Annotated in this window: 21 protein-coding genes and 1 riboswitch; of the genes, 12 read left to right on the top strand and 9 right to left on the bottom strand. The window is 61.7% G+C overall.

The genetic code is table 11. From position 1 onward, the window contains the following. Position 1 precedes the first annotated feature (1 nt). Positions 2-1,429, bottom strand: coding sequence for an aminotransferase-like domain-containing protein (locus IEX57_RS07200; RefSeq protein ID WP_188703615.1), 1,428 nt, complete (start codon positions 1,427-1,429; stop codon positions 2-4). Positions 1,430-1,694: 265 nt separating this feature from the next. On the opposite strand from IEX57_RS07200, the gene aptA reads away from it, so the two are divergent. The 7 genes from aptA (at position 1,695) to IEX57_RS07165 (ending at position 9,915) form a co-directional block, all read left to right on the top strand. Next, positions 1,695-3,047, top strand: coding sequence for an omega-aminotransferase AptA (gene aptA, locus IEX57_RS07195; protein WP_188703614.1), 1,353 nt, complete (start codon positions 1,695-1,697; stop codon positions 3,045-3,047). Between the two features lie 182 nt (positions 3,048-3,229). After that, positions 3,230-4,753 carry a CoA-acylating methylmalonate-semialdehyde dehydrogenase gene (locus IEX57_RS07190; RefSeq protein WP_188703613.1) on the top strand — a complete coding sequence of 508 codons (1,524 nt, stop codon included), beginning with the start codon at positions 3,230-3,232 and terminating at the stop codon, positions 4,751-4,753. Between the two features lie 359 nt (positions 4,754-5,112). Next, positions 5,113-5,487: an EamA family transporter gene (locus tag IEX57_RS07185; protein WP_188703612.1), complete on the top strand. Its 375-nt coding sequence runs from the start codon at positions 5,113-5,115 to the stop codon at positions 5,485-5,487. Beyond that, a complete protein-coding gene (locus tag IEX57_RS07180; protein ID WP_188703611.1) occupies positions 5,484-6,974 on the top strand; it encodes a UbiA family prenyltransferase in 1,491 nt (496 codons plus the stop codon). Before IEX57_RS07185 ends, IEX57_RS07180 begins: the two co-directional genes overlap by 4 nt. 15 nt (positions 6,975-6,989) lie before the next feature. Then, on the top strand, positions 6,990-8,162 hold the full coding sequence (locus IEX57_RS07175) for a hypothetical protein (RefSeq protein ID WP_188703610.1): 1,173 nt from the start codon (positions 6,990-6,992) through the stop codon (positions 8,160-8,162). Positions 8,163-8,227: 65 nt separating this feature from the next. Next, complete coding sequence (locus IEX57_RS07170; RefSeq protein WP_188703609.1) at positions 8,228-8,662, top strand: DUF3592 domain-containing protein; 435 nt, start codon at positions 8,228-8,230, stop codon at positions 8,660-8,662. 89 nt (positions 8,663-8,751) lie between these two features. Further along, positions 8,752-9,915: a M20 aminoacylase family protein gene (locus IEX57_RS07165; RefSeq protein ID WP_188703608.1), complete on the top strand. Its 1,164-nt coding sequence runs from the start codon at positions 8,752-8,754 to the stop codon at positions 9,913-9,915. A 117-nt stretch (positions 9,916-10,032) separates the two neighbouring features. On the opposite strand, the gene IEX57_RS07160 is transcribed toward IEX57_RS07165, so the two are convergent. Next, positions 10,033-10,176 carry a hypothetical protein gene (locus IEX57_RS07160; RefSeq protein WP_188703607.1) on the bottom strand — a complete coding sequence of 48 codons (144 nt, stop codon included), beginning with the start codon at positions 10,174-10,176 and terminating at the stop codon, positions 10,033-10,035. Between the two features lie 12 nt (positions 10,177-10,188). Between IEX57_RS07160 and IEX57_RS07155 the strand changes: the two genes are divergently transcribed. Next, complete coding sequence (locus IEX57_RS07155) at positions 10,189-10,518, top strand: hypothetical protein (protein WP_188703606.1); 330 nt, start codon at positions 10,189-10,191, stop codon at positions 10,516-10,518. A 105-nt stretch (positions 10,519-10,623) separates the two neighbouring features. On the opposite strand, the gene IEX57_RS07150 is transcribed toward IEX57_RS07155, so the two are convergent. Then, positions 10,624-11,526 (bottom strand): ChbG/HpnK family deacetylase, encoded by a 903-nt coding sequence (locus tag IEX57_RS07150; RefSeq protein WP_188703605.1) that lies wholly within the window; start codon positions 11,524-11,526, stop codon positions 10,624-10,626. Between the two features lie 146 nt (positions 11,527-11,672). Between IEX57_RS07150 and IEX57_RS07145 the strand changes: the two genes are divergently transcribed. After that, the gene (locus IEX57_RS07145; protein ID WP_188703604.1) at positions 11,673-11,837 is read left to right on the top strand and encodes a hypothetical protein; all 165 of its coding nucleotides are present in this window, start codon (positions 11,673-11,675) and stop codon (positions 11,835-11,837) included. A 62-nt stretch (positions 11,838-11,899) separates the two neighbouring features. Then, positions 11,900-11,984: riboswitch (glycine riboswitch) on the top strand. A 194-nt stretch (positions 11,985-12,178) separates the two neighbouring features. Continuing rightward, positions 12,179-13,579, top strand: a complete 1,401-nt coding sequence (locus tag IEX57_RS07140) for an L-serine ammonia-lyase (protein ID WP_188703603.1) — start codon at positions 12,179-12,181, stop codon at positions 13,577-13,579. Positions 13,580-13,619: 40 nt separating this feature from the next. Here the strand turns inward: IEX57_RS07140 and IEX57_RS07135 are convergent, their stop codons facing one another. Then, positions 13,620-14,273, bottom strand: a complete 654-nt coding sequence (locus IEX57_RS07135) for a LysE family translocator (protein WP_188703602.1) — start codon at positions 14,271-14,273, stop codon at positions 13,620-13,622. Between the two features lie 199 nt (positions 14,274-14,472). Here IEX57_RS07135 and IEX57_RS07130 point away from each other — a divergent pair, with 199 nt between their 5' ends. Continuing rightward, positions 14,473-15,453 carry an aldo/keto reductase gene (locus IEX57_RS07130; protein WP_188703601.1) on the top strand — a complete coding sequence of 327 codons (981 nt, stop codon included), beginning with the start codon at positions 14,473-14,475 and terminating at the stop codon, positions 15,451-15,453. 66 nt (positions 15,454-15,519) lie between these two features. Here IEX57_RS07130 and IEX57_RS07125 read toward each other — a convergent pair whose 3' ends face one another. Next, a complete protein-coding gene (locus IEX57_RS07125) occupies positions 15,520-16,770 on the bottom strand; it encodes an MFS transporter (protein WP_188703600.1) in 1,251 nt (416 codons plus the stop codon). Between the two features lie 102 nt (positions 16,771-16,872). Here IEX57_RS07125 and IEX57_RS07120 point away from each other — a divergent pair, with 102 nt between their 5' ends. Then, positions 16,873-17,760 (top strand): LysR family transcriptional regulator, encoded by an 888-nt coding sequence (locus IEX57_RS07120; RefSeq protein WP_188703599.1) that lies wholly within the window; start codon positions 16,873-16,875, stop codon positions 17,758-17,760. Positions 17,761-17,766: 6 nt separating this feature from the next. On the opposite strand, the gene IEX57_RS07115 is transcribed toward IEX57_RS07120, so the two are convergent. The 4 genes from IEX57_RS07115 to IEX57_RS07100 all read right to left on the bottom strand — a co-directional run bounded on the left by IEX57_RS07115 (position 17,767) and on the right by IEX57_RS07100 (position 23,136). Then, a complete protein-coding gene (locus IEX57_RS07115; RefSeq protein WP_188703598.1) occupies positions 17,767-18,981 on the bottom strand; it encodes a hypothetical protein in 1,215 nt (404 codons plus the stop codon). A 149-nt stretch (positions 18,982-19,130) separates the two neighbouring features. Continuing rightward, complete coding sequence (locus IEX57_RS07110) at positions 19,131-20,738, bottom strand: carbohydrate-binding protein (RefSeq protein ID WP_229708899.1); 1,608 nt, start codon at positions 20,736-20,738, stop codon at positions 19,131-19,133. Positions 20,739-21,009: 271 nt separating this feature from the next. After that, positions 21,010-22,065 carry an alkane 1-monooxygenase gene (locus tag IEX57_RS07105; RefSeq protein ID WP_188703597.1) on the bottom strand — a complete coding sequence of 352 codons (1,056 nt, stop codon included), beginning with the start codon at positions 22,063-22,065 and terminating at the stop codon, positions 21,010-21,012. A gap of 180 nt (positions 22,066-22,245) precedes the next feature. Beyond that, the gene (locus tag IEX57_RS07100; RefSeq protein ID WP_188703596.1) at positions 22,246-23,136 is read right to left on the bottom strand and encodes an SMP-30/gluconolactonase/LRE family protein; all 891 of its coding nucleotides are present in this window, start codon (positions 23,134-23,136) and stop codon (positions 22,246-22,248) included. Positions 23,137-23,403 lie beyond the last annotated feature (267 nt).

Here is a 23,403-nt window from a genome sequence, read left to right as displayed (position 1 = left end):
GCTAAGACGTTGAAGCGGTACAGGTTTTTTGCAAGAAACGATACAACTCTGCCGACTGCGCGTGGGCCACATTGAAGCGCATCCACGGCGTGGCGGACTGGTCCGGTTTGAACAGATAGCCTGGCGCCAGCAGCATGCCCTGACGGGCGGCGTCTGCGGCCAGTGCTTGCATATCGGTATGGGCGGGCAGACCGGCCCAGACAAACATGCCGCCGGCGGGGCGGTGAAAGAGTTGCAGGCCGCAATCAGTGAGGGCGTCGCCCGTTTGTTGCTGCGCTTCGGCCAGCCGCGCGCGCAGGCGGGCCAGGTGAGAGCGATGGTTGCCTTCCACCAGAATGGCGTGCACCAGTTGCTCGTTGATCTCTGAGGTGGTCAGCCCTTGTGCCATTTTGGCGAACACCAGTTTCTCGGCCAGCGCCGGGTGGCAGGCCATGAAGCCGACGCGCAGGCTGGGCGAGATCGTCTTGGAGAAACTGCCAATGTGGATCACCCGCTGCAACTGGTCCAGTGCGGCCAGGCTGTGCGCCGTGGCGGGGTGCAGATCGGCAAAGATGTCGTCTTCCACCACGTAGAAATCATGCTGGCCGGCCAGTTGCAGAATGCGGAACGCGGTGGCCGGGGAGCAACACGCGCCGGTCGGGTTTTGCAGATTGGTGTTGGTGAAAAACGCCTTGGGCTGGTGCTGTTCGGCCGCGCGTTGCAGCGCCTGGGTATTCGGGCCCTGGGTGGTGAATTCAATGCCGACAATGTTCACGCCCATGTGGCGCAAAGTGGGCAGCAGGTTGCAGTAGCCGGGGTCATCCACCAGTACCGTATCGCCGGGTTGCAACAGCGTGCGGGCGACCAGGTCCAGCGCGTGGCTGGCGCCGTGGGTGAGGATGATCTGTTCGGGTGCGGCGTCGATATTGCGTGCGGCCAGCTGGGTCTGGATCTGCTGGCGCAATGGCGCGTAGCCATACGCATGGCCGTAGCGGGCAAAGGCATTGGGCTGACGGCGGGCCAGGGTCGCAAGACCATGCTTGATGCCATCGGTAAACAGCATGGCATCGGGCAGCCAGCCGCTGCCAGGTTTGATGCTGAGCGAGTCGTCGCCATACACCCGCTGCAGCAGCAGCAAAGAATCGATGGACAAGGGCGTGTCATCCACCCGGGCGCGGGGTTTTTCCGGCAAGCGCGCCTGCACAAAATAGCCGCTGGCCCGGCGCGCTTCGACATACCCTTCGGCCACCAGCCGGTTATAGGCATTGGTCACCGTCAGCGTACTCACCGCGCACGCTTTGGCCAGTGCCCGGACCGAAGGCAGGCGCATCCCGGCGGCCCACAAACCGCGGTTGATCTGCTCAATGATGACGTCGTGCAATTGCGTCACCAGCGGCACGGTGCTGGCGGTATCAAGCGCAAAGGCGGGCAGGGCGGTGCGGTGGTTCATGCGGGTACAGGGCAGGAGCGGCGGATGGTTTGATCATACACGCTGTATATGTACAGGACGCAAGCGTGTGTCATGGGCTGCGCCAGCGCCTGTCCTGACACAAGATCGCCTGCCAGAGCGCGCTATTGTTCGATTTATGACAACTGTACTGGTAGCGCGATATAGACAGTTCTGCCGCTGACTTGTGCAACTGTATATATGCATGCCTGGTGCGCCTGCGTACATTGCAAGCATCCCCGTTCGACACTTGTTGTGGAGCTTGTGCATGAATTCAAAACACCCCGCCGCGCTGGATAACGCCCAGCTCAACGCAGAACCGTACTGGATGCCGTTCACCGGCAACCGTGCTTTCAAGGCCAACCCGGCCCCGCGCACGCTGGTTTCGGCCAAGGGCGCGTATTACCAGACTGCAGAGGGCAAAACCCTGTTTGATTGCTTGTCTGGTCTGTGGTGTACCGCGCTGGGTCATGGCGATCCGCGTATTGCACAGGCGCTGAAAGAACAGGCAGAAACACTGGACTACAGCACGGCGTTCCAGCTGGCCAACCCGCAAACGCTGCGGCTGGCCGGGCGGATTGCCAGCCTGGCGCCGCAAGGGCTGGATCACGTGTTCTTCTGTAACTCCGGTTCAGAGTCAGTCGATACGGCACTCAAGATCGCCATTGGTTATCACCGCCTGCGCGGCGAGGCCACCCGCACGCGGCTGATTGGCCGGGAACGCGGCTATCACGGCGTGGGCATGGGCGGGATTTCGGTCGGCGGCATGGTCGCCAACCGCAAGATGTTTGCGCCGCTGATGCTCAACGGCGTGGATCACCTGCCGCACACCTACAATCTTTCGCAAATGGCCTTCAGCCGCGGCCAGCCCAAGTGGGGCGCGCATCTGGCGGATGAGCTGGAACGCCTTGTGGCGCTGCATGATGCTTCGACCATCGCCGCCGTCATTGTTGAACCCATGGCGGGCTCCACCGGTGTGCTGGTGCCGCCGGAAGGCTATCTGCAACGCCTGCGCGAACTGTGTACCAAACACGGCATCCTGCTGATTTTTGATGAAGTCATCTGCGGCTTTGGTCGTCTGGGCGAATGGTTTGGCGCCCAACGCTTTGGCGTGACGCCAGACATGATCACCTTTGCCAAGTGCATCACCAACGGCGTGGTGCCGATGGGCGGCGTGATCGTGCGCGACGAGATCTACAACACCTTCATGAACGGCCCGGCGCACGCGGTCGAGTTCATGCACGGCTATACGTACTCTGGCCATCCGCTGGCCGCCGCCGTAGGCAATGTGGTGCTGGATATCATTGAACAGGACGGCCTGCTGCAACGCGCCCGCGATCTGGAACCCGTGCTGGAAGAAGCCATTCACGGCCTGCAGGGCGAACCGGGCGTGGTCGATATCCGCAACATTGGTCTGGCTGCTGCCATTGACCTCACACCGATCGAAGGGCAGCCTGGCCTGCGCGCCTTCAAGCTGTTTGAGGCCGGGATTGAAGAGGGATTCCTGTTCCGCGTGACGGGCGATACGGTGGCCATGGGCCCCCCCTTTATTGCCACGCCGGACGAAATCCGCGCCATGGTCGACGGCCTGCGGCGGTGTATCCGCAAGGTGATGGGCTAAGGCGCCAGGTTACTGATCAACTTGTGTGAGGGTGGATTGTCACGGCGTTCCAGATCCACCCTGGCTTGTCATTCCCGCACAGGCGGGAATCCGGTACGACGCTGGGCAAGAAGTGCACGCGCCTGATCGCCCATGAATACGACCCACAATCGAACACGCATCAAAACCAGAAGAGACACACCATGACATCCAACCAGGACATCAAACAACTTGCCGCCGCGCTGCACTGGATCGGCGGCCAGCAGGTGCAAGGCACAGCCGAGCGTTTTGGCGAGGTCTACAACCCCAGCAAGGGCGAAGTGAGCGGGCGGGTGGTGCTGGCTACGGTGGCAGATGTCAACGCCGCTGTCGCTGCCGCAAAGAAGGCGTTTCCAGGCTGGGCTGCCACCCCGCCGCTGCGCCGTGCCCGCGTGTTGTTCAAGTTCCTCCGGCTGATGGAAGAAAACCTGGAAGCGCTGGCGACCCTGATCAGCCAGGAACACGGCAAGGTACACGCCGATGCCCTGGGCGAGTTGCAGCGCGGCCTGGAAGTGGTGGAATTTGCCACCGGTATTCCGCAATTGCTGAAAAGCGAAATGACCGAGAACGTCGGCACGGAAGTCGACAGTTTCTCTTTGCGCCAGCCGCTGGGCGTGGTGGCCGGCATCACGCCGTTCAACTTCCCGGCCATGGTGCCCATGTGGATGTTCCCGGTCGCCATCGCCTGCGGTAACTGTTTTGTGCTCAAGCCGTCCGAGCGCGTGCCCGGCGCTTCGCTGGAAATCGCCCGTCTGCTCAAGGAAGCCGGCCTGCCGGATGGCGTCTTCAACGTGGTGCAAGGCGACAAGGTGGCCGTGGACGCGCTGCTGGACACCCCGGATGTGCAAGCCGTGAGCTTTGTCGGCTCTACGCCGATTGCCCGTTATATCTACGAACGCGGCACCGCCAACGGCAAGCGCGTACAGGCGCTGGGCGGGGCCAAGAACCATATGGTGGTGATGCCCGATGCCGACATGGATCAGGCTGCCGACGCGCTGATGGGCGCGGCCTACGGCGCGGCGGGTGAACGCTGCATGGCGATCTCTGTCGTGGTGCCGGTGGGTGAGGCCACGGCCAATACGTTGCGCGCCAAGCTGGTCGAACGCCTGGCCAGGCTCAAGGTATCGCACTCACTCGATCACAGCGCCGAAATGGGCCCGCTGGTGACCGGCGTGCACCGCGACAAGGTCAAGGGTTATATCGATGCCGGTGTGGCCGAAGGCGCGGAACTGGTGGTCGATGGCCGTGACTTCAAACTGGCCGGCTATGAGAACGGCTTCTTCCTCGGCGGTTCGCTGTTTGATCACGTGCAGCCAGAGATGAAAATCTACCGCGAAGAAATCTTCGGCCCGGTGCTGGCCATGACGCGTGTGCCGGACTACGCCGCCGCAGTCAAACTGGTGAACGAGCACGAGTTTGGCAACGGCGCGGCCATCTTCACGCGCGATGGCGGCACGGCGCGGCATTTCACGGCGTCGGTGCAGATCGGCATGGTGGGCGTGAATGTGCCGATCCCGGTGCCGATGGCGTTCCACAGTTTTGGTGGCTGGAAAGCGTCTTTGTTTGGCGACCATCACATGCACGGGCCCGAAGGCGTGCGCTTTTACACGCGCCTGAAAACCGTGACGCAGCGCTGGCCGGGCAACACCCAGGCTGGCCCTGAATTTGTCATGCCCAACATGAAATAAACCCTGCTTACATCTGGCGTTTTGTATCTGGAGGTATCTATAGATATAAAAACGGCCTGAAAGCAAAACCCCGGCCTGGTCCGGGGTTTTGCTTTTTTAATGGGCCTGTTTTGTAAGAATGAAGCCGAGCGTCAGCAGATCAAAAAATGTTGTTGTTTGTTTGATACAACAAGACTTCTCTCACTGCCGTCTGTCTGAAACGTTTTGTCGCGCCAGCTTGCTGAAAGACTTTAGATTACTGCAAAATCACCAATACTTTCTTTGTTTGACAATTTGTGTGGTGTTGAAACTGAAACAATGGAAAGTTATTGTAATTGTGCAATGCAACGAAAAGTCTGTTGGTTTTCTGGAGGGAAGGCATGTCCCGGCTTATTTTTACGCTGATCCTGATTAGTGTCAGTTGTTCAGCTTGTGCGCAGATGCTGCTCAAACGCGGCATGGTTGATGAAGGCATCCAGCGCGCTTTGCATTCCATGAACCTGCCTGCACTGGCAACGGGTGTGGCACTGAACCCGTGGGTGCTGGGCGGCTTGATGCTGTATTTCGGCGGGGCAGTGGTGTGGCTGGGGGTGCTGGCCCGTGTGGATGTCAGTACCGCATACCCGTTCGTGGCGCTGGGTTTGATTGTGACCGTGGTGCTGGGCGGGCTGGTTTTCAATGAACATATCAGCGCCTGGAAAATTCTGGGCAGCTGCATCGTGGCGCTTGGCGTTTACATTGTGGGGACAAAATGAGTACGACTGATTTTGCAGCCCAACCGGCACAGCCGGCCCAGCCGGCGCCCACAGTACGCCCGCGCTATCTGTTTGTTGATCTGGATGGCACGCTGGTGCAGACCGACATGCTGGTCGAGTCTTTGCTGTTCCAGATCAAACGCTCGGTGTGGACGTTCTTTCGCGTCATTTTCTGGTTGTTCGGCGGCAAGGCCGACCTGAAAAAGAAACTGGCGACCGATTTCGAGTTCGATCCCTCGCTGCTGCCGTATAACCCGGCCGTGCTCAAGTATGTGGATGAGTCCCGCAAGGCGGGGGTTGAAGTCTGGTTGGCAACCGCTTCGGATGAGCGCATTGCCGACGCCGTCGCCCGGCATCTGAAGGTGTTTGACGGGGTACTGGCATCGGGCAATGGCGTAAATGTGTCCAGCACGCGCAAGCTGGATGCCATCAAGCAAGTGGTGGGGCAACGCAGTTTTGAATATATCGGCAACAGCGCCGATGACGTGGCGATCTGGCAGGAAGCGGGCGTGGCCCGTTGCGTGCGGCCAGACAGCACGGCGCGGGCCTGGTTCATGCGCACGCAAGGCCAGGTAGCAGAGTTGACTGAAGATACGCCGGTACGCGGCATGTGGAAGTCTTTTGTACGCGCGGCCCGGGTGCATCAGTGGCTGAAAAACATCCTGGTGTTCATCCCGCTGCTGGTGTCGCACCGGCTGGGTGACGTGGCGTCCGCAGGGGCGGGCGTGGCGACGTTTATCGCCTTCGGCCTGTGCGCGTCGTCCATTTATCTCGTCAACGATCTGCTGGATCTGGAGTCTGACCGCTTGCACCCGCGCAAGCGCAAGCGCCCGTTTGCCTCGGGCGAGTTGCCGCTGGGCGTGGGCTTTGTCGCGGTGCCGCTGCTGCTGCTGGCAGGCTTGCTGCTTGCGGCGGTGATCTCGCCGCAATTGCTGGCCGTGCTGCTGGTGTACCTGCTGCTCACCAGCGCATATTCGTTCAGCTTCAAGCGCAAGATGGCGGTGGATGTGGTGCTGCTGGCCGCGCTGTACACCATCCGCATCATTGCCGGCGCGGCGGCGATCAGCGTCGTACCCACGTTCTGGCTGCTGGCGTTCTCCATGTTCATCTTCCTGGGGCTGGCGCTGGTCAAGCGCTACACGGAACTGCTGGCGCTGGAAGAAGCCGGGCGGGACAAAGTCTCTGGTCGCAATTATCTGGTGGCCGACCAGTACGTGGTGATGGCCATGGGTGTTTCCAGTTGCCTGTTGAGCGTGCTGGTGCTGGCGCTGTACATCAACAGCCCGGATGTCGGCTCGCTGTACAAGACGCCTTATGTATTGTGGGCACTGTGCCCGTTGCTGATGTTCTGGGTCTGCCGCTTGTGGCTGATGGCGAACCGGGGGCTGGTGCAGGATGACCCGGTGGTGTTTGCCGTGCGTGACCGTGTGAGCCAGCAAACGGCGGTGGTGGCCGCACTGATCATTGTGGCCAGTACCTTCGGGTAAAGCGGAGTACGCCGGATGAACATGATTGCCCAGACCACCGGTATCGCCTCGGGCAAAGCGGCGGACAAGGCGGAGTCTCGTGCCTGGTTGATGTTGCGCACGGTGCTGCGGCGCCTGCCCGTGGTGATGCTGCTGGTGTGTTGCACGGCCGCAGCGTACAGCTCGTTTTTTGCGCAGTGGGGGTTTTGCGGCCTTGTCAACAAAGAGCCCTGTATCTTGCAGGCGACCATGGACGGTACGGCCAAGCGACCGTGGGTGTACCGCAGATTGATCGTTGAATCGGGCATGTGGATCGATCAGCACATGCCGGCGGGCTTGCATGAGCGGCTGGTCACCCAGCTGGGCGAACACAATCTGGGCGACTTTTACAACGGAGCCAAAGCGGCGGCCGGCCCGGGTCCCGGGGTCAATCTGGCATTTTATGTTGTGTATGTGCTGGGCTATTGCGCTTTTCTGATGGCTGCGGTGGCCGTCTGGCGCGTGGCAGAAGCCTGGACGCAAGACCGGATCGCCTCGTTGCTGGCGGCGCTGGTGCTGGTACTGGCGTATCCCATTGTGCTGACCGTGGGCGGCAATTTTTATGACTTTGGCGAGATCATGTTTTTTTCGCTGGGGGCATGGGCGGCGGTGGCAGGCTCGCCCTGGTGGATCTTGCTGCTGGCGCCTTTGGGGACCTACAACAAAGAGTCCTATTTCTTTTTTCTGGTGACCTTGCTGCCGATCTGGCAAGCCCGCATCGGCACCCGCGCCGCGCTGTTCTGGACGGGCGCAGGTGTGTTTTTGTCCGGCTGCGTTTACCTGATGATCAAGGCGCGCTATGTCGGCAATCCCGGTGGCCCGATCGAGGTTCACTGGCGCGATCAACTGGATTACTACCGCCACTTCAGGCATTTCGGGCAGTTTGAGTTTCACTACGGCCTGTTGCTGCCCAAGGGCTTTAACCTGATCAATATTGCGCTGGTGGCACAACTGTTACTGGCAAGCTGGAAACTGGCTCCGCCGGTGTTGTTACGTCATTTCAAACTGGCGGCGCTGATCAACATCCCGCTGTTCTTTTTCCTGTGTTACCCGGCCGAACTGCGTAACTTGAGCCTGATGTTTGTGGCGCTGACCTGCCTGTTGGCGTGCGCGTTTTCTGCCATGTTCAAACGTTTTTATAGTCCCGGGCAGATCGCAGCGGGGGCATAGCACGCCGATGGGCGGGCCGGCGTCAGCCGCGCTACAATCGGGGCCTCGGTTTGAGGCCCTTTTTCATGAAGAAAACCCCCACAGTAAAACCCGCCCCGGCCCGCGCTGGCCGTTTTGTGATTGTGCCGCTGTTGCTGGCCCTGACCTTGTCGCTGGCCGGGATCATCCTGGCTTCACGCGCGTATGACCGTCGCGACGGCACCGTCACCGCGCCCGGCAAGGTGGTCAACATGATCGGTCCGCAGGGCAGCAGTGACGCCAGACCGCTGGTGCGCTTCAGCACGCCGGATGGCCAGATTGTTGATTTTGTACCCTTGCACAGCGGCAAGTGGCCTGTACCGCACCTGGGCGAAGAAGTCGCTGTGATGTACCCGCCAGATCGCCCCGGTACCGCACAGGTCTACCAGTTTACCGAGCAATGGTTGCCGGCCGTGGTCTGTGGCATTGGGGCGGTGCTGGCCTGGCTGGTGGCGCTGGTGCTGCGTCGCAAAGCCGGCTGATCCTGCCGATTGCCGCTTTGCGTTGCGCGGCCCCTGGCCCGTTGATTAGCATGAAAGTGCAGGCCGCCATTTCTCCTCTGGAATCTGTCATGTTCGATACCTTGCGCCGCTTTGAGCCGGAACTTGTTGAAATCCGCCGCAGTATTCACCGCCATCCGGAACTGGGGTTTGAGGAAAGCCGCACCAGCGATCTGGTGGCAGAAAAGCTCACCAGCTGGGGTTATGAGGTGCATCGCGGGATCGCCAGAACCGGCCTTGTCGGGGTGCTTAAAGTCGGCAGCAGCCACAAGACGCTGGGCCTGCGTGCCGATATGGACGCCTTGCCCATTCACGAGGCGACTGCCAAACCGTGGGCCAGCCAGATTCCCAATCGCATGCACGCCTGCGGTCATGACGGTCACACCACCATGCTGCTGGGCGCGGCGCGTTATCTGGCCGAAACCCGCCATTTCAACGGCACGCTCAACCTGATTTTCCAGCCGGCAGAAGAAGCCCTGGGCGGCGCGCAAGCCATGGTCGATGCCGGTTTGTTCCGGCGCTTTCCGTGCGATGCCATTTTTGGCATGCACAACATGCCGGGTTTGCCGGTGGGGCAGTTCTATTTTCGCAGCGGCGCTTTCATGGCCTCGGCCGATAGCCTGGATGTCACCATTCACGGCAAGGGCGGGCACGGCGCCTTGCCGCATACCACGGTCGATCCGATTGTCGTGGCCGCCAGCATCACCCTGGCGCTGCAAACCATTGTCTCGCGCAATGTCGATACCCAGCATGCCGCGGTGATCACCGTGGGTTCCATTCAGGCGGGTGACGTGGCCAACGTCGTGCCGGCGACGGCCCTGATGAAACTGAGCGTGCGCGCGCTGGACCGGCAAGTCCGCAAGCTGTTGTTGTCCCGCATTGAAGACGTGGTGCGCCTGCAGGCGCAAAGCTTTGGCGCCACGGCGACCATTGAAGCCCGGCATGGCACGCCGGTGCTGATGAATGACGAAACCCAGACGCGCTTCGCCCACGGCGTCGCCGCCAGCCTGTTTGGCGATAGCCACGCCCACTACGGCGCCCACCCGCTGATGGGCAGTGAAGACTTCGCCTATATGCTCGATGCCAACCCGAACGGTTGTTATTTCTTTATCGGCAATGGCGACGGCGAGGGGTCCTGCATGATCCATAACCCGGGGTATGACTTTAATGATGGGTGCCTGACGCCGGGGGCGGCAATGTGGGCCGGGCTGGCCGAAGGCTATTTGAAGGCTTGAACCGCAGTTGATGCGGCAGGCGCTGGCCCGGGCAACTGCCGCAATCCCGTCTCGTCATCTCCGCAGCGCCACCAGCACTTGCCAGTGCCGGTAAAGCACCTGGCCGCGTGACGTCGCTCACACCAGTTTGTAGCGCGCAGTATCAATCCTCCCCGGCGACACCCGCCCGTACACGGCAGCACCATCCCGCCACTTGGCGCATACAACTGCATGCAATACGCCGGCATTGGCCGTGTTAACCTGGTCTACGTGATCAGTCATGCAGGGATGCGCATGAAAGTAGTGAGTCTGTTCGTCGTCGGCCTGGTGCTGGTCGGCGCGAGTAATGTGGCCAGTGCGGTCGATGGCGTACCGCCGCCGTCCATGAACGATAACGACTGGAGCGCGTCTGCACCGCAAGGGCGTTGCGGGCCGCCGCCGCAGATGAAAGACGACGGCGAGAGCAAGGACCAGTCTGCGCATCATGGTCATCGCGGCCCGCCGCCCGATGGCCCGCCACCGGAAGGTGGCCCCAATGGCAAGGATGGCAACGGCAAACATCGCCCGCCGTCCAGAGATGCGTCTGGCACCGCGCCGGCGCCGCAAGGATGCGGTATGCAGTGAGAGTTGCATGCCACATGTCAGGAGTAGTCTTTCCTGGGGATTGGTGTCACAGCCCGACACCCTTGAGGCCGTCAGCCCAAAGCTGACGGCCTTTTTTATGGCCGCTCAGGCTGCCATGACATCGCGCAGGGCACGCATGCCGATCAGCTTGAAACCGCGTTCCTCAATGGCGCGGCCAAAGGCATCGCTGCCCAGCAACACGCGATCAGCCACGCGCGTGGCGACGTCTGGTGCCAGCGTGCGCAACTCCGGGGTGTCGTCGGCCGGGTGCCCGATCATGACGTGAACGCCCGGGCCGCGGCTATCGAGCCAGTCGCAGGCAAAGGCCAGCCGTTCTGCCTGCGCCAGCTGGCGGTTGAAAGGCAGGCCGACCATGCTGGTCAGCAGCAGCGCTTTGCCGGCCGCGGCGGCCTGGCTGAACTGGCTGGCAACGGCGTCGCCTTCTTCACGCGGGATCACGCACATCTCGGCCACGGTCGCACCGTCGACCTCCGGAATCAGCGGCGGCACGCCGGTTTGTTCGGCCAGCTCCAGATAGATGGGCATCAGCGCCGGGTGGTACAGCGTGAGCATATGGCTGTCCACATGGGTGATATCCACGCCGAAATGGCGGGCGCGGGCAATCTGCGCGGCCAGTTCCTGGCGCACGGCGGCCGGGTCCCCACGCAAATGGGTGGGGCGGGCCAGATTGTGGAAATAACCTTGTTCATCCACAAGGCCGCTGGCCGGATCATGCGTTGTCAGCGGTGCCCAGCGATAGCGCTGGCGTTCTGCATTGAGCGTCAGGTGCACGCCCAGGTCGGCCTTGTGTCCCAGTTTGCCGGCCACTTCTGCGGCATACGGAAACCAGCTGCACGGCACCATGGTCGAGGCCGAACTCAACAGGCCGGTATTGACCAGCGACTCCCACGCGGACACGGTGGCCTCGCACATGCCGACATCATCGGCATGGGTGATCAGAAGGCGATCGCTGGCGCTGAAACCCAGCCGTTCCTGCAAGGTACTCATGGTGACTCCACGGGGTTGGACACAATGAAAGCCAGTATAGGGCGGGGTGTGGACCCCGTGCCCAAAGCCCGCAATATCGGCAAACCGGGTTTGATAGCGTGAATGGTTACGTTTCACTGTGTTGTCAATGTCATATGATTGAGTCATTGATCAACCGCAAAAGCTTCATCTCACTCATCATGAAAACACTGCGCAATATCATCGCTATTGTTCTGATTGCTTCCTCGCTGGGGGGCTGTGTCACCACCGCCGTACTGACTGGCGGCGGCGATAACCGCAGTGAGCAGATCAGCCAGCAAATCGGCATCTGAAGCCGGCTAAAACCCCGCATTGACATGGCATAAAGCGCTGTCTACATTGCCCATCAGCCAATCAATGCCGGGCAGGAGAGACCACCAATGTGGCGCCGAAGGGGTATCGCCCTGAAAACTCTCAGGCAAAAGAACTGCACGGCAATCTGGCACTCTGGAGAGTGAGCCTGCAGGCTCCGCCGAAGAAGCAAGGCCGCGCGCGGCCGTAATCTCTCAGGCACCAAGGACAGAGGGGGCAACACACGGCTGGCGCCGGGTGCCCCTTTTGCTTGCCGGTGCCCCTGTTGTCAGCCCCTCGATACCCGTCCGGTGCAGCGCGCCGGCCATGCAGGGCAGGGCTCATGGCAATCAGCGTTTTTGATCTCTTCAAAGTGGGCATCGGCCCATCCAGCTCCCACACCGTTGGCCCCATGCGGGCGGCGCGCCAGTTTGCGCAACGACTGGCGCGAGACGGCCATTTGCCGCAACTGGCTAGCCTCAAGGCTGAGCTGTACGGCTCTTTGGGGGCAACCGGCAAAGGCCACGGTTCAGACATCGCCGTGATCCTGGGTCTGTGTGGTGACGAGCCTGATACGGTCGAGGTTGATACCGTGGCGGCGCGCGTTGCTGCCATTCGGCAGGCCCGGCAACTTCATGTACTGGGCCAGCAACTGATTGCCTTTCGTGAGCCGGAACACCTGACCCTGCACAAGCGCAAAGCGCTGCCGTATCACCCCAACGGGATGATTTTTGAGGCCTTCGACGCGGCAGGCAACAGTCTTTCACGGCGGGCGTATTTTTCAGTGGGTGGCGGTTTTATTGTGGATGAAGCGGCCATTGCCGCCGGTTTTACCCCGCCTGATGCCACCCGGTTGCGCCACCCGTTTACTTCTGCCGCCCAGTTGCTGGCGCTGTGTGCGGCCGAGGGCAAGACCATCAGCCAGATCATGCTGGAAAACGAACTGGCCTGGCGTGACGAAGCCAGCATCCGCAAGGGTTTGCTGGAGATCTGGCTGGTGATGCAAGCCTGTGTGAAACGCGGTTGCGAACGGGAAGGCATTTTGCCCGGCGGCATGAAAGTCAAACGCCGCGCGGGCGAGCTTTATCGCAAACTGGCCGCCGCGCCGGAAGCCGGGCTGACAGATCCGTTGACGGTGATGGACTGGGTCAACCTGTATGCGCTGGCGGTCAACGAAGAAAACGCCGCCGGGGGCCGGGTGGTGACAGCGCCCACCAATGGCGCGGCCGGGATTATCCCGGCAGTGTTGCACTACTACACGCGTTTTGTGCCGGGGGCGACGGAGGAAGGCGTCATCCGCTTCATGCTCACGGCCGGGGCGATCGGCATTCTGTTCAAGCTCAACGCCTCGATCTCCGGCGCGGAAGTCGGGTGCCAGGGCGAAGTGGGCTCGGCCTGTTCAATGGCGGCGGGCGCGCTGGCAGAGGTACTGGGTGGCACGCCGCAGCAAGTAGAAAACGCCGCCGAGATCGGCATGGAACACAATCTGGGGCTGACCTGTGATCCGGTTGGCGGCCTTGTGCAAGTGCCGTGTATCGAGCGCAACGCCATGGCCTCGATCAAGGCCATTAACGCCGCGCGGATGGCCCTGCGCGGGGACGGTAGCCATTTTATTTCGCTGGACCGGGTAATCCGCACCATGCGCGACACCGGCCGCGATATGCACACCCGCTACAAAGAGACCGCCCGCGGCGGCCTGGCGATCGAGATTGTCGAGGTGCCGGTGAATATCGTGGAATGCTAGTTACCGTTACTTCGGCAGGGTAGCCAGGGTTGGCGCCTGGCTACAGCAGCGTGCGGTAGCCTTCGGCAATCACGGTGATCGCAAAATACCCGAACAACACGGCAGAGAACGCGTTGCAGTACAAAGCCAGCTTGTGTCCGATCAAATGCCGCCCTTTGCCCGCCAGCACGGCCAGAAACGCGGACCACGCCAGCCCGCCGGCAAAGAAGCCGCCCAGGAACAAGCCATTCATCAAGGCCGAGCCATCGGTCGCCTGCGCAATAATTGCGCCACCTACTGCGGCGTACCATAGCAACGAGGTCGGTGAGGCCAGCGCCATGCCCAGGCCGCGCAAAAACTCTACCCGGGGCGACCAGGCTTGCGCTTCGGCGGTGGCATCGTAGTCTGGCGCTTCTTGCTGGCGGCGCGATTCAGCCAGCGCGGCCATGGCCATTTTCCAGGTCAGCCACAACAGCAGCGCGCCACCGCCCAGCCACAAGACCCAGCGCACCGCGGTGAACTGGAACAGCACGGCAAGGCCAAACAAAGACAGCGCGGCGTAGGTGATATCGCCAAAGCATGACCCTAGTCCCAGCATGAAAGCCGGACGCACGCCGGCGCGGATGCCGGTGTTGATCAGGGCGGTATTCACAATGCCGATATCCAGGCACAGCGAGAGCGACAGCAAAAAACCTTTCAGCAGAACGGCCAGCATGGTGCGATACAGAATCGGGTGGGGCGGGAAAGGCGGTCACTATACGCTGCCCCAGGCCGCCGCCCAAGGCGCAGGGGGCGATATGCAACAGGGCGGCAAGCAAATATCGCAGTGCCGGTCAGCAGATTAATGAATACCTTTTTCGGGGGCAGGCTTCTACACTGCTCGCCAACGTCATATGTCCCACCTGGAGAACACTGTGCAACAACGTCAGTTTGGTAATACCGGCAGAAGCGTTTCTGAAATCGGCTTTGGCGCATGGGCCATTGGCGGCAGCTGGGGCGATGTATCCGACAAGGACGCAGAAGCCGCATTGCATGCCGCGCTGGATGCCGGCGTCAATTTCCTGGATACGGCCGATGTCTATGGCGATGGCCGCTCAGAGCGCCTGATTGCGCGCGTGCTCAAGCAACGTGGCCGTGACGGCGTGATGGTGGCGACCAAAGCCGGCCGCAAGATCAACCCGCACGTGTCGGCCGGTTATACGCCGCAAGTGCTGGAACGCTATATCGACGATTCCTTGCGCAACCTGGAAGTGGATGCGCTCGACCTGGTGCAACTGCATTGCCCGCCGACCGAGGTCTTCTACCGCCCCGAAATCTTTGACGCACTGGACAAGCTCGTTGCCAAGGGCAAACTGAAAGCCTACGGCGTGTCGGTCGAGAAAGTGGAAGAGGCCATCAAGGCGCTGGAGTTTCCCATCAGCAGCGTGCAGATCATTTTCAACATGTTCCGCCAGCGCCCGGCCGAGCATTTCTTTGCCCGCGCCAAAGCGCAGAACGTGGCGATCATTGCCCGCGTGCCCTTGGCCAGCGGCCTGCTCACCGGCAAACTCAGCGCCAGCAGCCAGTTTGCTGCAGAAGATCACCGCAATTTCAACCGCCACGGTGAAGCGTTTGACGTGGGCGAGACCTTCTCTGGCGTGCCCTATGAAACCGGCCTGCAAGCCGTGGAGGCATTGCGCGGCGTGATTGGTGACGTGCCGATGGCGCAAATGGCGCTGCGCTGGATTCTGATGTTCGATGCCATTACCGTTGCCATTCCAGGCGCGAAAAACCCGGCACAGGCTGCCAGCAATGCCGGTGCGGCCAACCTGCCTGCCCTGACCGACGCGCAAATGAAAGCCGTCGCCGATATCTACGCGCAATACATCAAGCCGCACGTGCATCAACGCTGGTAAAGCCGGCGCGGCAACAAAAAAGGCGGGCGCCCTGGGGCGACCCGCCTTTTGTCGTGGCGCGATCGGTTATCGTGCGATCGCCTGGTGTGCGCCAGCCAGCGGCTTGGCCTGCAAACTGCGCAAACGCAGCGCCACGCTCAGGCTGACCAGCACGATAAACACCAGCGCAGTGCACACGCCGGTCCATTGATCTGCGGCCCAGAACAGCCCGGTCAGCGAGCCCACGAGGCTAGAGCCCAGGTAATACGCGCTCAGGTATAACGATGCGCCCAGCGCCTTGGCCGGCCCGGCGCGGCGGCCCACCCAGCTGCTGGCCACGGTGTGTCCGCCAAAAAAGGCAAAGGTGAACATGGCAATGCCGACAATCACCAGCGGCAGCCAGTCTGACAAGGTCAGCAACAGGCCGGCCAGCATCAGCACTTTCATGCCCCACAACACGTGGCGGCGGCCGATTTTGTCGGCAATCTTGCCCGACCATGCCGAGGCAAACGTGCCGACCAGATACAGCGCGAAAATCATGCCGATGGTGGAATCAGACAGGTTGAACGGGGCGCGTTCCAGCCGGAAACCCATGTAGTTGTACAGGCTCACAAAACAACCCATGAGCGCGAAACCGGTGAAGAACAGCCAGGGCAGGCCGGCGTCCGCAAACAAGCCTTTGACCGCTTGCCACAGTGCCTTGCGGCCGGCGGCGCTGATTGGCAGCGCACGCGGCGCAAAGTGCCGGGAGGCAGGCAGGAAGCGCCAGAACACAAACGCCGCGATCAGACCCAGTCCGCCGACAAAACCTGCGGCAGCACGCCAGGTAAAGAAATCGGCCACCCAGGCACTGGCCAGGCGTCCGCTCATGCCGCCCAGTGCGGTGCCGGCAATATACAGGCCCATGGATGAACCCAGCGACAGCGGGTCGATTTCCTCCGCCAGATACGCCATGGCCACGGCGGGCAGGCCGGCCAGCACCACGCCGCACAAGATACGGAACACCAGCAGGCTGCCAAAGCCGGGGGCAAAGGCACTCAGGAAAGTCAGTGTCGCCGCGGCAAACATGGCGGTGCACATGACCGGCTTGCGGCCAAAGCGGTCAGAGATAAAACTGGCCGGGATCAGCGCCAGCGCCAGACCACCCGTGGAAATGGACAGCGCCACGCTGCTGGCGGCCGGGGAAAGGCCGAATACGCGTGAGAACATGGGCAGCAGGGGCTGCACCCAGTACAACAACCAGAAGGTGGAAAAACCGCCGAGGAAGAGGGCGATATTGGTACGACGGTAGGCCGGGGTACCGGCCTTGATAAGGGCTTGTGGCGCGGGGTCTTGCATGATGTTGCCTAGGCGTGCTGCATGTGACAGCAAAAGCTTATGCTCACGCTGACTGCCAGTCCAATATATATTTATGCATGTTCTGATATGTTTGAGATATCAATGGAACTGCGACATCTGCGTTACTTCGTTGCTGTGGCCGAGGAATTGCACTTCACCCGCGCCGCCGAAAAACTCCATATTGGCCAACCGCCGCTGAGCCAGCAGATTCAGGCGCTGGAGGCGGAACTGGGCGTGGAACTCTTTGCCCGCAGCCGCCGTAAAGTGGCGCTGACGCCCGCCGGGGAGCGCTTTCTGGTGCGCGCGCGCAGCATCTTGCAGCAAACCGCCGATGCCGCCGAAGACGCCCGCCGTGCGGCCAGAGGTGAAGTGGGTGAGCTGATCATCGGCTTCACGCCGTCGCTGCCTTTTACCAGCTTTTTGCCGCGACTGATTTACCGCTTCCGCCAGCGCTACCCGCACGTACACCTGACGCTGCGCGAGATGATGACCGTGCAGCAAATGGCGGCAGTCGCTGATGGCACCGTGGATATCGGCATGGTGCGTACCTCTGATGTGCAAGTGCCGGACAACGTGATCCTGCGGCACCTGACTGAAGACCCGCTGGTACTGGCGCTGCGGGATGATCACCCGTTGGCCGGCCAGGATACGGTGCGGCTGCAGCAACTGGCGCAGGAACCGTTTGTGATGTATTCGGAATCCGCCGGGACCAGTATTTACCGGCATATCCAGCGCCTTTGCCACGACGCGGGCTTTGTGCCGGACGTAGTGCAAGAGGCGCGTGAAGGCACCACGCTGATCGGGCTGGTGGCGGCGGGGCTGGGGGTCAGCATCTTGCCGGCGCCCCTGTCTTGCGTGCGGGTGGAAGGGGTCTGTTATCTGCCGCTGGCGGATGCCGGCGCCATGACCAGTGCCTCTTTGGCGACCCGGGTGCAGAACACTTCGCCCCTGGTCGCCAATTTCGTCGCACTGCTGGAACAGACAGACTAGGGCGGCTTACTGGCCACTACCCGTGCCCGCATCGCCGCCCACATTGCCCAGGGCCACGCTGATGGTGCCAGCGCCCGTGGTGGCGCCTTCGGCGGTTTTGACCGCGTCCTTGATGGATGACTCGGCGCTCTGGATGTCCTTGTTCTTGCCGCGCAGATGCATTTTCACCAGCGCCACCAGTTGCTGCAGACTGAGCGCAACGGCCTCGACCAGCGCTTTGTCGCTGGCACTCATGCCGCCGCCGCCATTACCCGAGCCCGGAATCTTGAAGTTGCTGCTGCCGCCAGGTTTGCTGGCCGCCGCGGCTGCCTGCGTTGCGCTCTGCGCCAGTTGCACCGCATCCTGGGCGGCGGCACTGGCGTCTGCCTTGTCGCTGCCGCCGGGCTGGCTGGTGTCAGTGGCTTTGCCATCCTGAGGCGTTGCGGCCTCAGCAGCGCCCGCGCTGTTGCTGGCGCTGCCGGCATCGGCGCTGCTTGCATCAGCCGCTGTTGCGGGGGCCGCCGCGCTGGTAGCCGTCGTTGCTTGTGCCTGGCTTGGCGCTTGTACTGCGGTGGAGGCGTCGGTGTTGCTGGGGGCGCCGCCGTTTGCGTCTTGATCACCGCCACTGTTTGCAGACGTGTCGGCACCGCTGCTGGCTGTCGCTTGGGCGCTGGCAGTGGTGTCCCCGGTACTGGCGGCGGCCGGGGTGGCCGTGTTGGTGGTGTTGGCCTGGATATTCATGCTGCCGCCCGCGGCCGCGCCGCCACCATCGCTGCCGGCCAGGTCCGCCGCTGCAGATTTCAACTGAGCAGCCAGCATCTTCAACACGGCCGCCATGGCTTTGGCTGCGCGCGGGTTGAGCGCGATTGCGGCTTTTTTCATGGCCTCAATCTGGCTTTTGAGCCGGTTCAACCGCGCCCTGGCTGCGTTTTTGCGCTGGGAGCTGGCACTGGGCATGTTGCCCAGCTTTTGCAAGATGGAGGCCATGGGCGAGCTTGATGGCGCCGCCACGCTGTTGGCGGGGCGATACGTCAGCGACTGGCGCAAGGCCGTGAGGTCAATCGAGACAAGGCTGGATGTGTTCTTTGTATCGGCCTGTTGCTCGTCTTGCCGGTCTTGCGCGCCTTGTTCGGCATCGACAAGCTGCCGGGCCCGGCTAAGGTCAGACTGGCTGACACCATTGCTGGCGGGACCGCTCAGCGCCATGCGCGTGGTCGCCGCGAGGTTGGAGAGAAGCGTCATGATCGTGTGCGATTTGTTTTTTGTATGGCCTATGTATCGGCATGTATCGACTGAACTTAAGGCCAGTGAAAGGGGAATGCACCGGTAGCGCGCAATAAAAAACGCCCCGTTGCCGGGGCGTTTTGCGGTGTTGCAACTGCAGCGTGAGGTCAGGGCAGGGTCTTGAGGTGTGCCGCAACGCTGTTGCTGAAGTTGTTGTTGTTGCTGGCATCCCAGTTGGTGGACCAGTCCATGACGGCGCGCAGGCCCGGGTACTTGGCGACCGGGATATACGTACCGCAATGGGTGCCTTGGGTCAGGCAATCAACCGCGTTGTTGACCACGGACGGATCAACATAACCGCTGCTGGCGCCAGAGGCAGAGGCCGGCAAGCCCAGGCCCACCTGACCCGGCTGCAGATAGGCCAGCACGGCGTCCGCCTGCGCGGTGATGAAGTCCACCGTACCCTGGTTGTAGTTCTTGCCGTCGCGGCCCGGCATGGAGCCGGAGTTGTAGTACTGGGTGTTGACCATGGTGATGATGCTGCCCAGATCACGCGCCACTTGCAGATAAGTACCGGCACCCGGCACGTTCGGCAGCATGTCGATGGTCTGCGGTGCCATGGTGATGATCAGGCTGCTGCCCACCTTGTTGTGCAGCTGTGTCAGCGCGCTTTCCAGGTTGGCGACGTTGATGCCGTTTTCCAGATCAATGTCGATACCGTCAAAGCCATACTGCTGGATCAGCGAGTACGCGCTGTTCACAAAGTTGGTCACGGCAGTGCTGTTGCCCAGCGTGATGCTGCCGTTCTGGCCGCCGACCGACAACACGACAAAGCGGCCCTGGCTGTGCAGGGTCTTGATGTCGTTGGCGAACTGGGCGTTGGTGTAACCACCGCTGACCGCCTTGGACAGACCGGAATCGATATTGAAGGTGATGCCACCATCGTTCGCGGTGTCCGAATCGGCAAAGGCCACTTCCACCACGTTGTAGGTGGTCGGCACTTGCGCCAGGGTCTGCACGGCGGCGCCGTTGTCAAAGTTCTGCCAGTAACCCACCAGTACGTGCGCCGGCAGGCTGCCGGACGGGGTCGGTGCCGGAGTGGGCGTCGGGGTCGGAGCCGGTGTGGGGGCAGGGGTCGGCGTCGGGGTCGGCGCAGGTGTCGGCGCTGGCGTCGGTGTGGGGGTCGGAGCAGGCGTCGGTGTCGGGGTCGGTGCCGGTGTGCCGCCCGTGCAGCTGCCGGTGGCGGTCCACGGCTGGCCAGAGCCGGCTGCACCGCTGCTGGTGCTCGGGTTGTTGCCCTGCGTCCAGAAGTTGGCGGTGTAGTTCACGTTGTTGTAGCTGACCGTTGCGCCACCGTTGTACGCGGTGCTGGCATTCCAGACGGCGTTACAGTTGCCCGACGGCGTCGGGGCCGGAGTCGGTGCGGGCGTCGGCGCAGGTGTGGGGGCCGGAGTCGGCGCGGGCGTCGGGGCCGGTGTGGGGGCAGGTGTCGGTGCCGGGGTCGGCGTCGGGGTGGCGCTGCCGCTGGTGTCGGCGCCCAGGTCTTTCCACAGGCTTGGTGTAGCGGCCGGGTTCCAGTTGGCACCGACGTAATCGGTCTGGTTCACGAGCGCCTGATAGTCATGGCCGTTGTAGTAAACAATGGTACCGGCGGTGTAGGTGCCACCGTCTTGCCATGCGGGGTATGCAGCGAAGGCAGAAACGGCTGCGAAGGCGGCGGGGATTGCGGCGAGCGCAAGCATCCCGCGCTTGTGCTGGAACAAGCGTGATTTCATTTCTCTCATCCTCATCTTCAGTGTTGGTCTTGCTTTTGTTTACTGATTTTTGTGTACGGCTGATTTCGTTTTTTATTGATGTACGGGCTGCGCAAGGCAGGCCGTCGGGAATCGATCATAGAACAACGCTTCAGACGCAGCTATCGGGTCCATAAAGCGGTAACAATCAGGTGAAACCAGTAGGGGCGCGGCTCTGCGGCCAACCGGTAAACCGCCGGTGGCGACAACCGGCGGTTTTTGGCGGATCAGCGTACGCCGGGTGTGGCGCAACTTAGACGGCCTGCATGCCCCGTTCGGTGGCCAGATGCTCGTAATGGCGGTCCAGCCGCGGATGCATGACGCGGTACCACAGGGGCGGGCACAGGGCGAGCAGGATCATGGTCGGGTAACTGGCCGGCAACATGGGCGATTCTGCCTGGTCGCCCAGCGCAGAGAACGGCACCAGGGGTCGCACGTGGTGATCGGCGTGGCGCTGCAGCTCAAACAACAGCCAGTTGCTCACCGTGTGATTGGCGCTCCAGCTATGCGCTGCGGTCATCCGCTCAAACCGGCCATCAGCAAAGCGGTGACGCATCAGGCCGTAGTGTTCGATGTAATCCACCGCTTCAAGCAAGGAAAAACCAATTACCGCCTGCAGCGCAAACAGCCCCAGGCCAGACCAGCCGCCCAGCAAACGTGCTGCCAGGGCCAGCAACAGCGTGATGGCCACGTTTTGCCAGACTTCATTGCGCCAGTGCCAGCCTGGCAATTGCCGTTTCATCAACCGCGCCGCCTCTTGCGCCCACGCACCGCGCAGGGTGCCGCTGACGGCTTGCCACCAGAAGGCGTAGTAGGTCTGATTGCGCCGCGCGGTGGCGGGGTCATACGGTGTGGCCACCCAGACGTGGTGCCCGCGGTTGTGTTCTACCCGGAAATGCCCGTAAGCGGTGGTCCCCAGCATCAAGCGCGACAGCATGCGCAGCCCGGCGGCGCGGCGGTGGCCCAGTTCATGCGCCACCACAATGCCCACGCCCGCAGTCACGCCCAGCGACAAACCATTGCCGAACCACTCCAGCGTGTTCCAGCGATCAGCCGCATTGACGCCGACCGCCAGCGCAAGCAGCGCCAGTGGCACGTAGGCGCGCATGATCCAGTCGGCCAGTTGCACGCCATCGCGATTGGGCAGGCGCGGTGAACGGCCGGCCACCATATCGGCCAGCGGCACCAGCACAAAGGCAAAGACCGGCAGGGCAAACGTGGCCAGACCACCGGTTTCGATGCCCCACATGCTCAAAAGAGGAAAGAGCCACGCCAGCATATAGACGCAGGCGCGGGGTTGGACTTGCATGAAATCTCCCGCGATACAATTCATCGTTTGCCGAAACGATAACGGCTCTCGCGGCGGTTTACGGTGTAAGACAGCCAGACGGCAAAATCGGGCGATATCCGGCAAAGTTGCGGTTTTTCAAGGCAATTCCGCAAACGTTTGTCATATCTGGATATGCATTTGGAATAAAAATCCGCCCGCTCAAACGGCGCCCAGCCAGCGGTTTTCCGGCAGCCCGCGCACGTCGTCAAAGCGGATTTCAAACACGGCACCGGCCAGCGGTTGTTGCGCCAGCGCTTCGGCAGAAAGCCCGTTACGCGCGCTGGTGACATAGAGCGTATCCAGCTCGGCACCACCAAACGTCACGCAGGTCGGCTGCGCGACCGGCATGTCGATCACGCGATCCACGCTGCCGTCCGGTGCATAACGCACCACACAATTGCCGGCCCACTGGGCGTTCCACAGATAGCCATCGGCATCGACCGTCGAGCCATCCGGTTCGATGATGGTTTCGCCCAGGTCGACAAACACGCGGTGATTGCCGACCGCGCCCGTGGCTGCGTCGTAATCGCTTTGCATGATCTTGTGCTGCAGCGAATCGCACCAGTACATGATCTTGCCGTCCGGGCTGAAACAGATGCTGTTGGAAATGGCCACTTTGGGCAGGTCCAGCCGGCTGAGCTTTCCCTCGGTATCAAAGCGGTAGATCGACGCTACCGGTTCCGGGCTGCCTTCATGCATGGTGCCGAAGATGAAATTACCCGCACGGTCACAACGGCCATCGTTGGTGCGGGTTTTGGGCAGCGCGGTTTCTACACTGACAAGCCGCGTGTATTCATCCCGCGCGTGGTTAAACAGCGCCAGGCCCGTTTCCAGCGCCACCAGCAGCACATCGTGGTTTTGCGTCAGCGCAAAGCAACCCAGGCGCTGGGGCAGATGCCAGCATTTGTGCACGCCTGTACCCGGCTTCATGCGCCACAGTTCTTTGGCGTGGATGTTGGTCCACCACAGATGACCCGTGTGCTCGTCGCGGATGATGCCTTCGGCAAGGTTGTACTGACCATCTGAGAGGCAACGGACTGCGGGGTTCATGCTGGTTCCTGGCGTGGTGGGTGGGGTCTGAAAACGTTTTCGGTAACGGGGTAATTTACCGGGTTCTGGTTGGGTGGGGGGATTGGGTGAATACCCTGGGGGTGATTTGTTTTGGGGTGGGCGGTGATTGTCTTGGCGGGCTTGAAGCAAAATTTTTAACGGCTATTAGCGCCTGGCGGCGGGATGTTTTGGTTGTCAGGGGGGAAGGCGAGTGAAGTTGTTTTCGGGCGCCAAGAGCAGGCAGGGTGGATTTGGAGCTTTGGCGAC

It is taken from the genome of Silvimonas iriomotensis, assembly GCF_014645535.1.
Lineage (GTDB): Bacteria > Pseudomonadota > Gammaproteobacteria > Burkholderiales > Chitinibacteraceae > Silvimonas > Silvimonas iriomotensis.
Note: the sequence above shows the minus strand (reverse complement) of the source record. Positions and strands in the feature narration are given on the sequence as shown.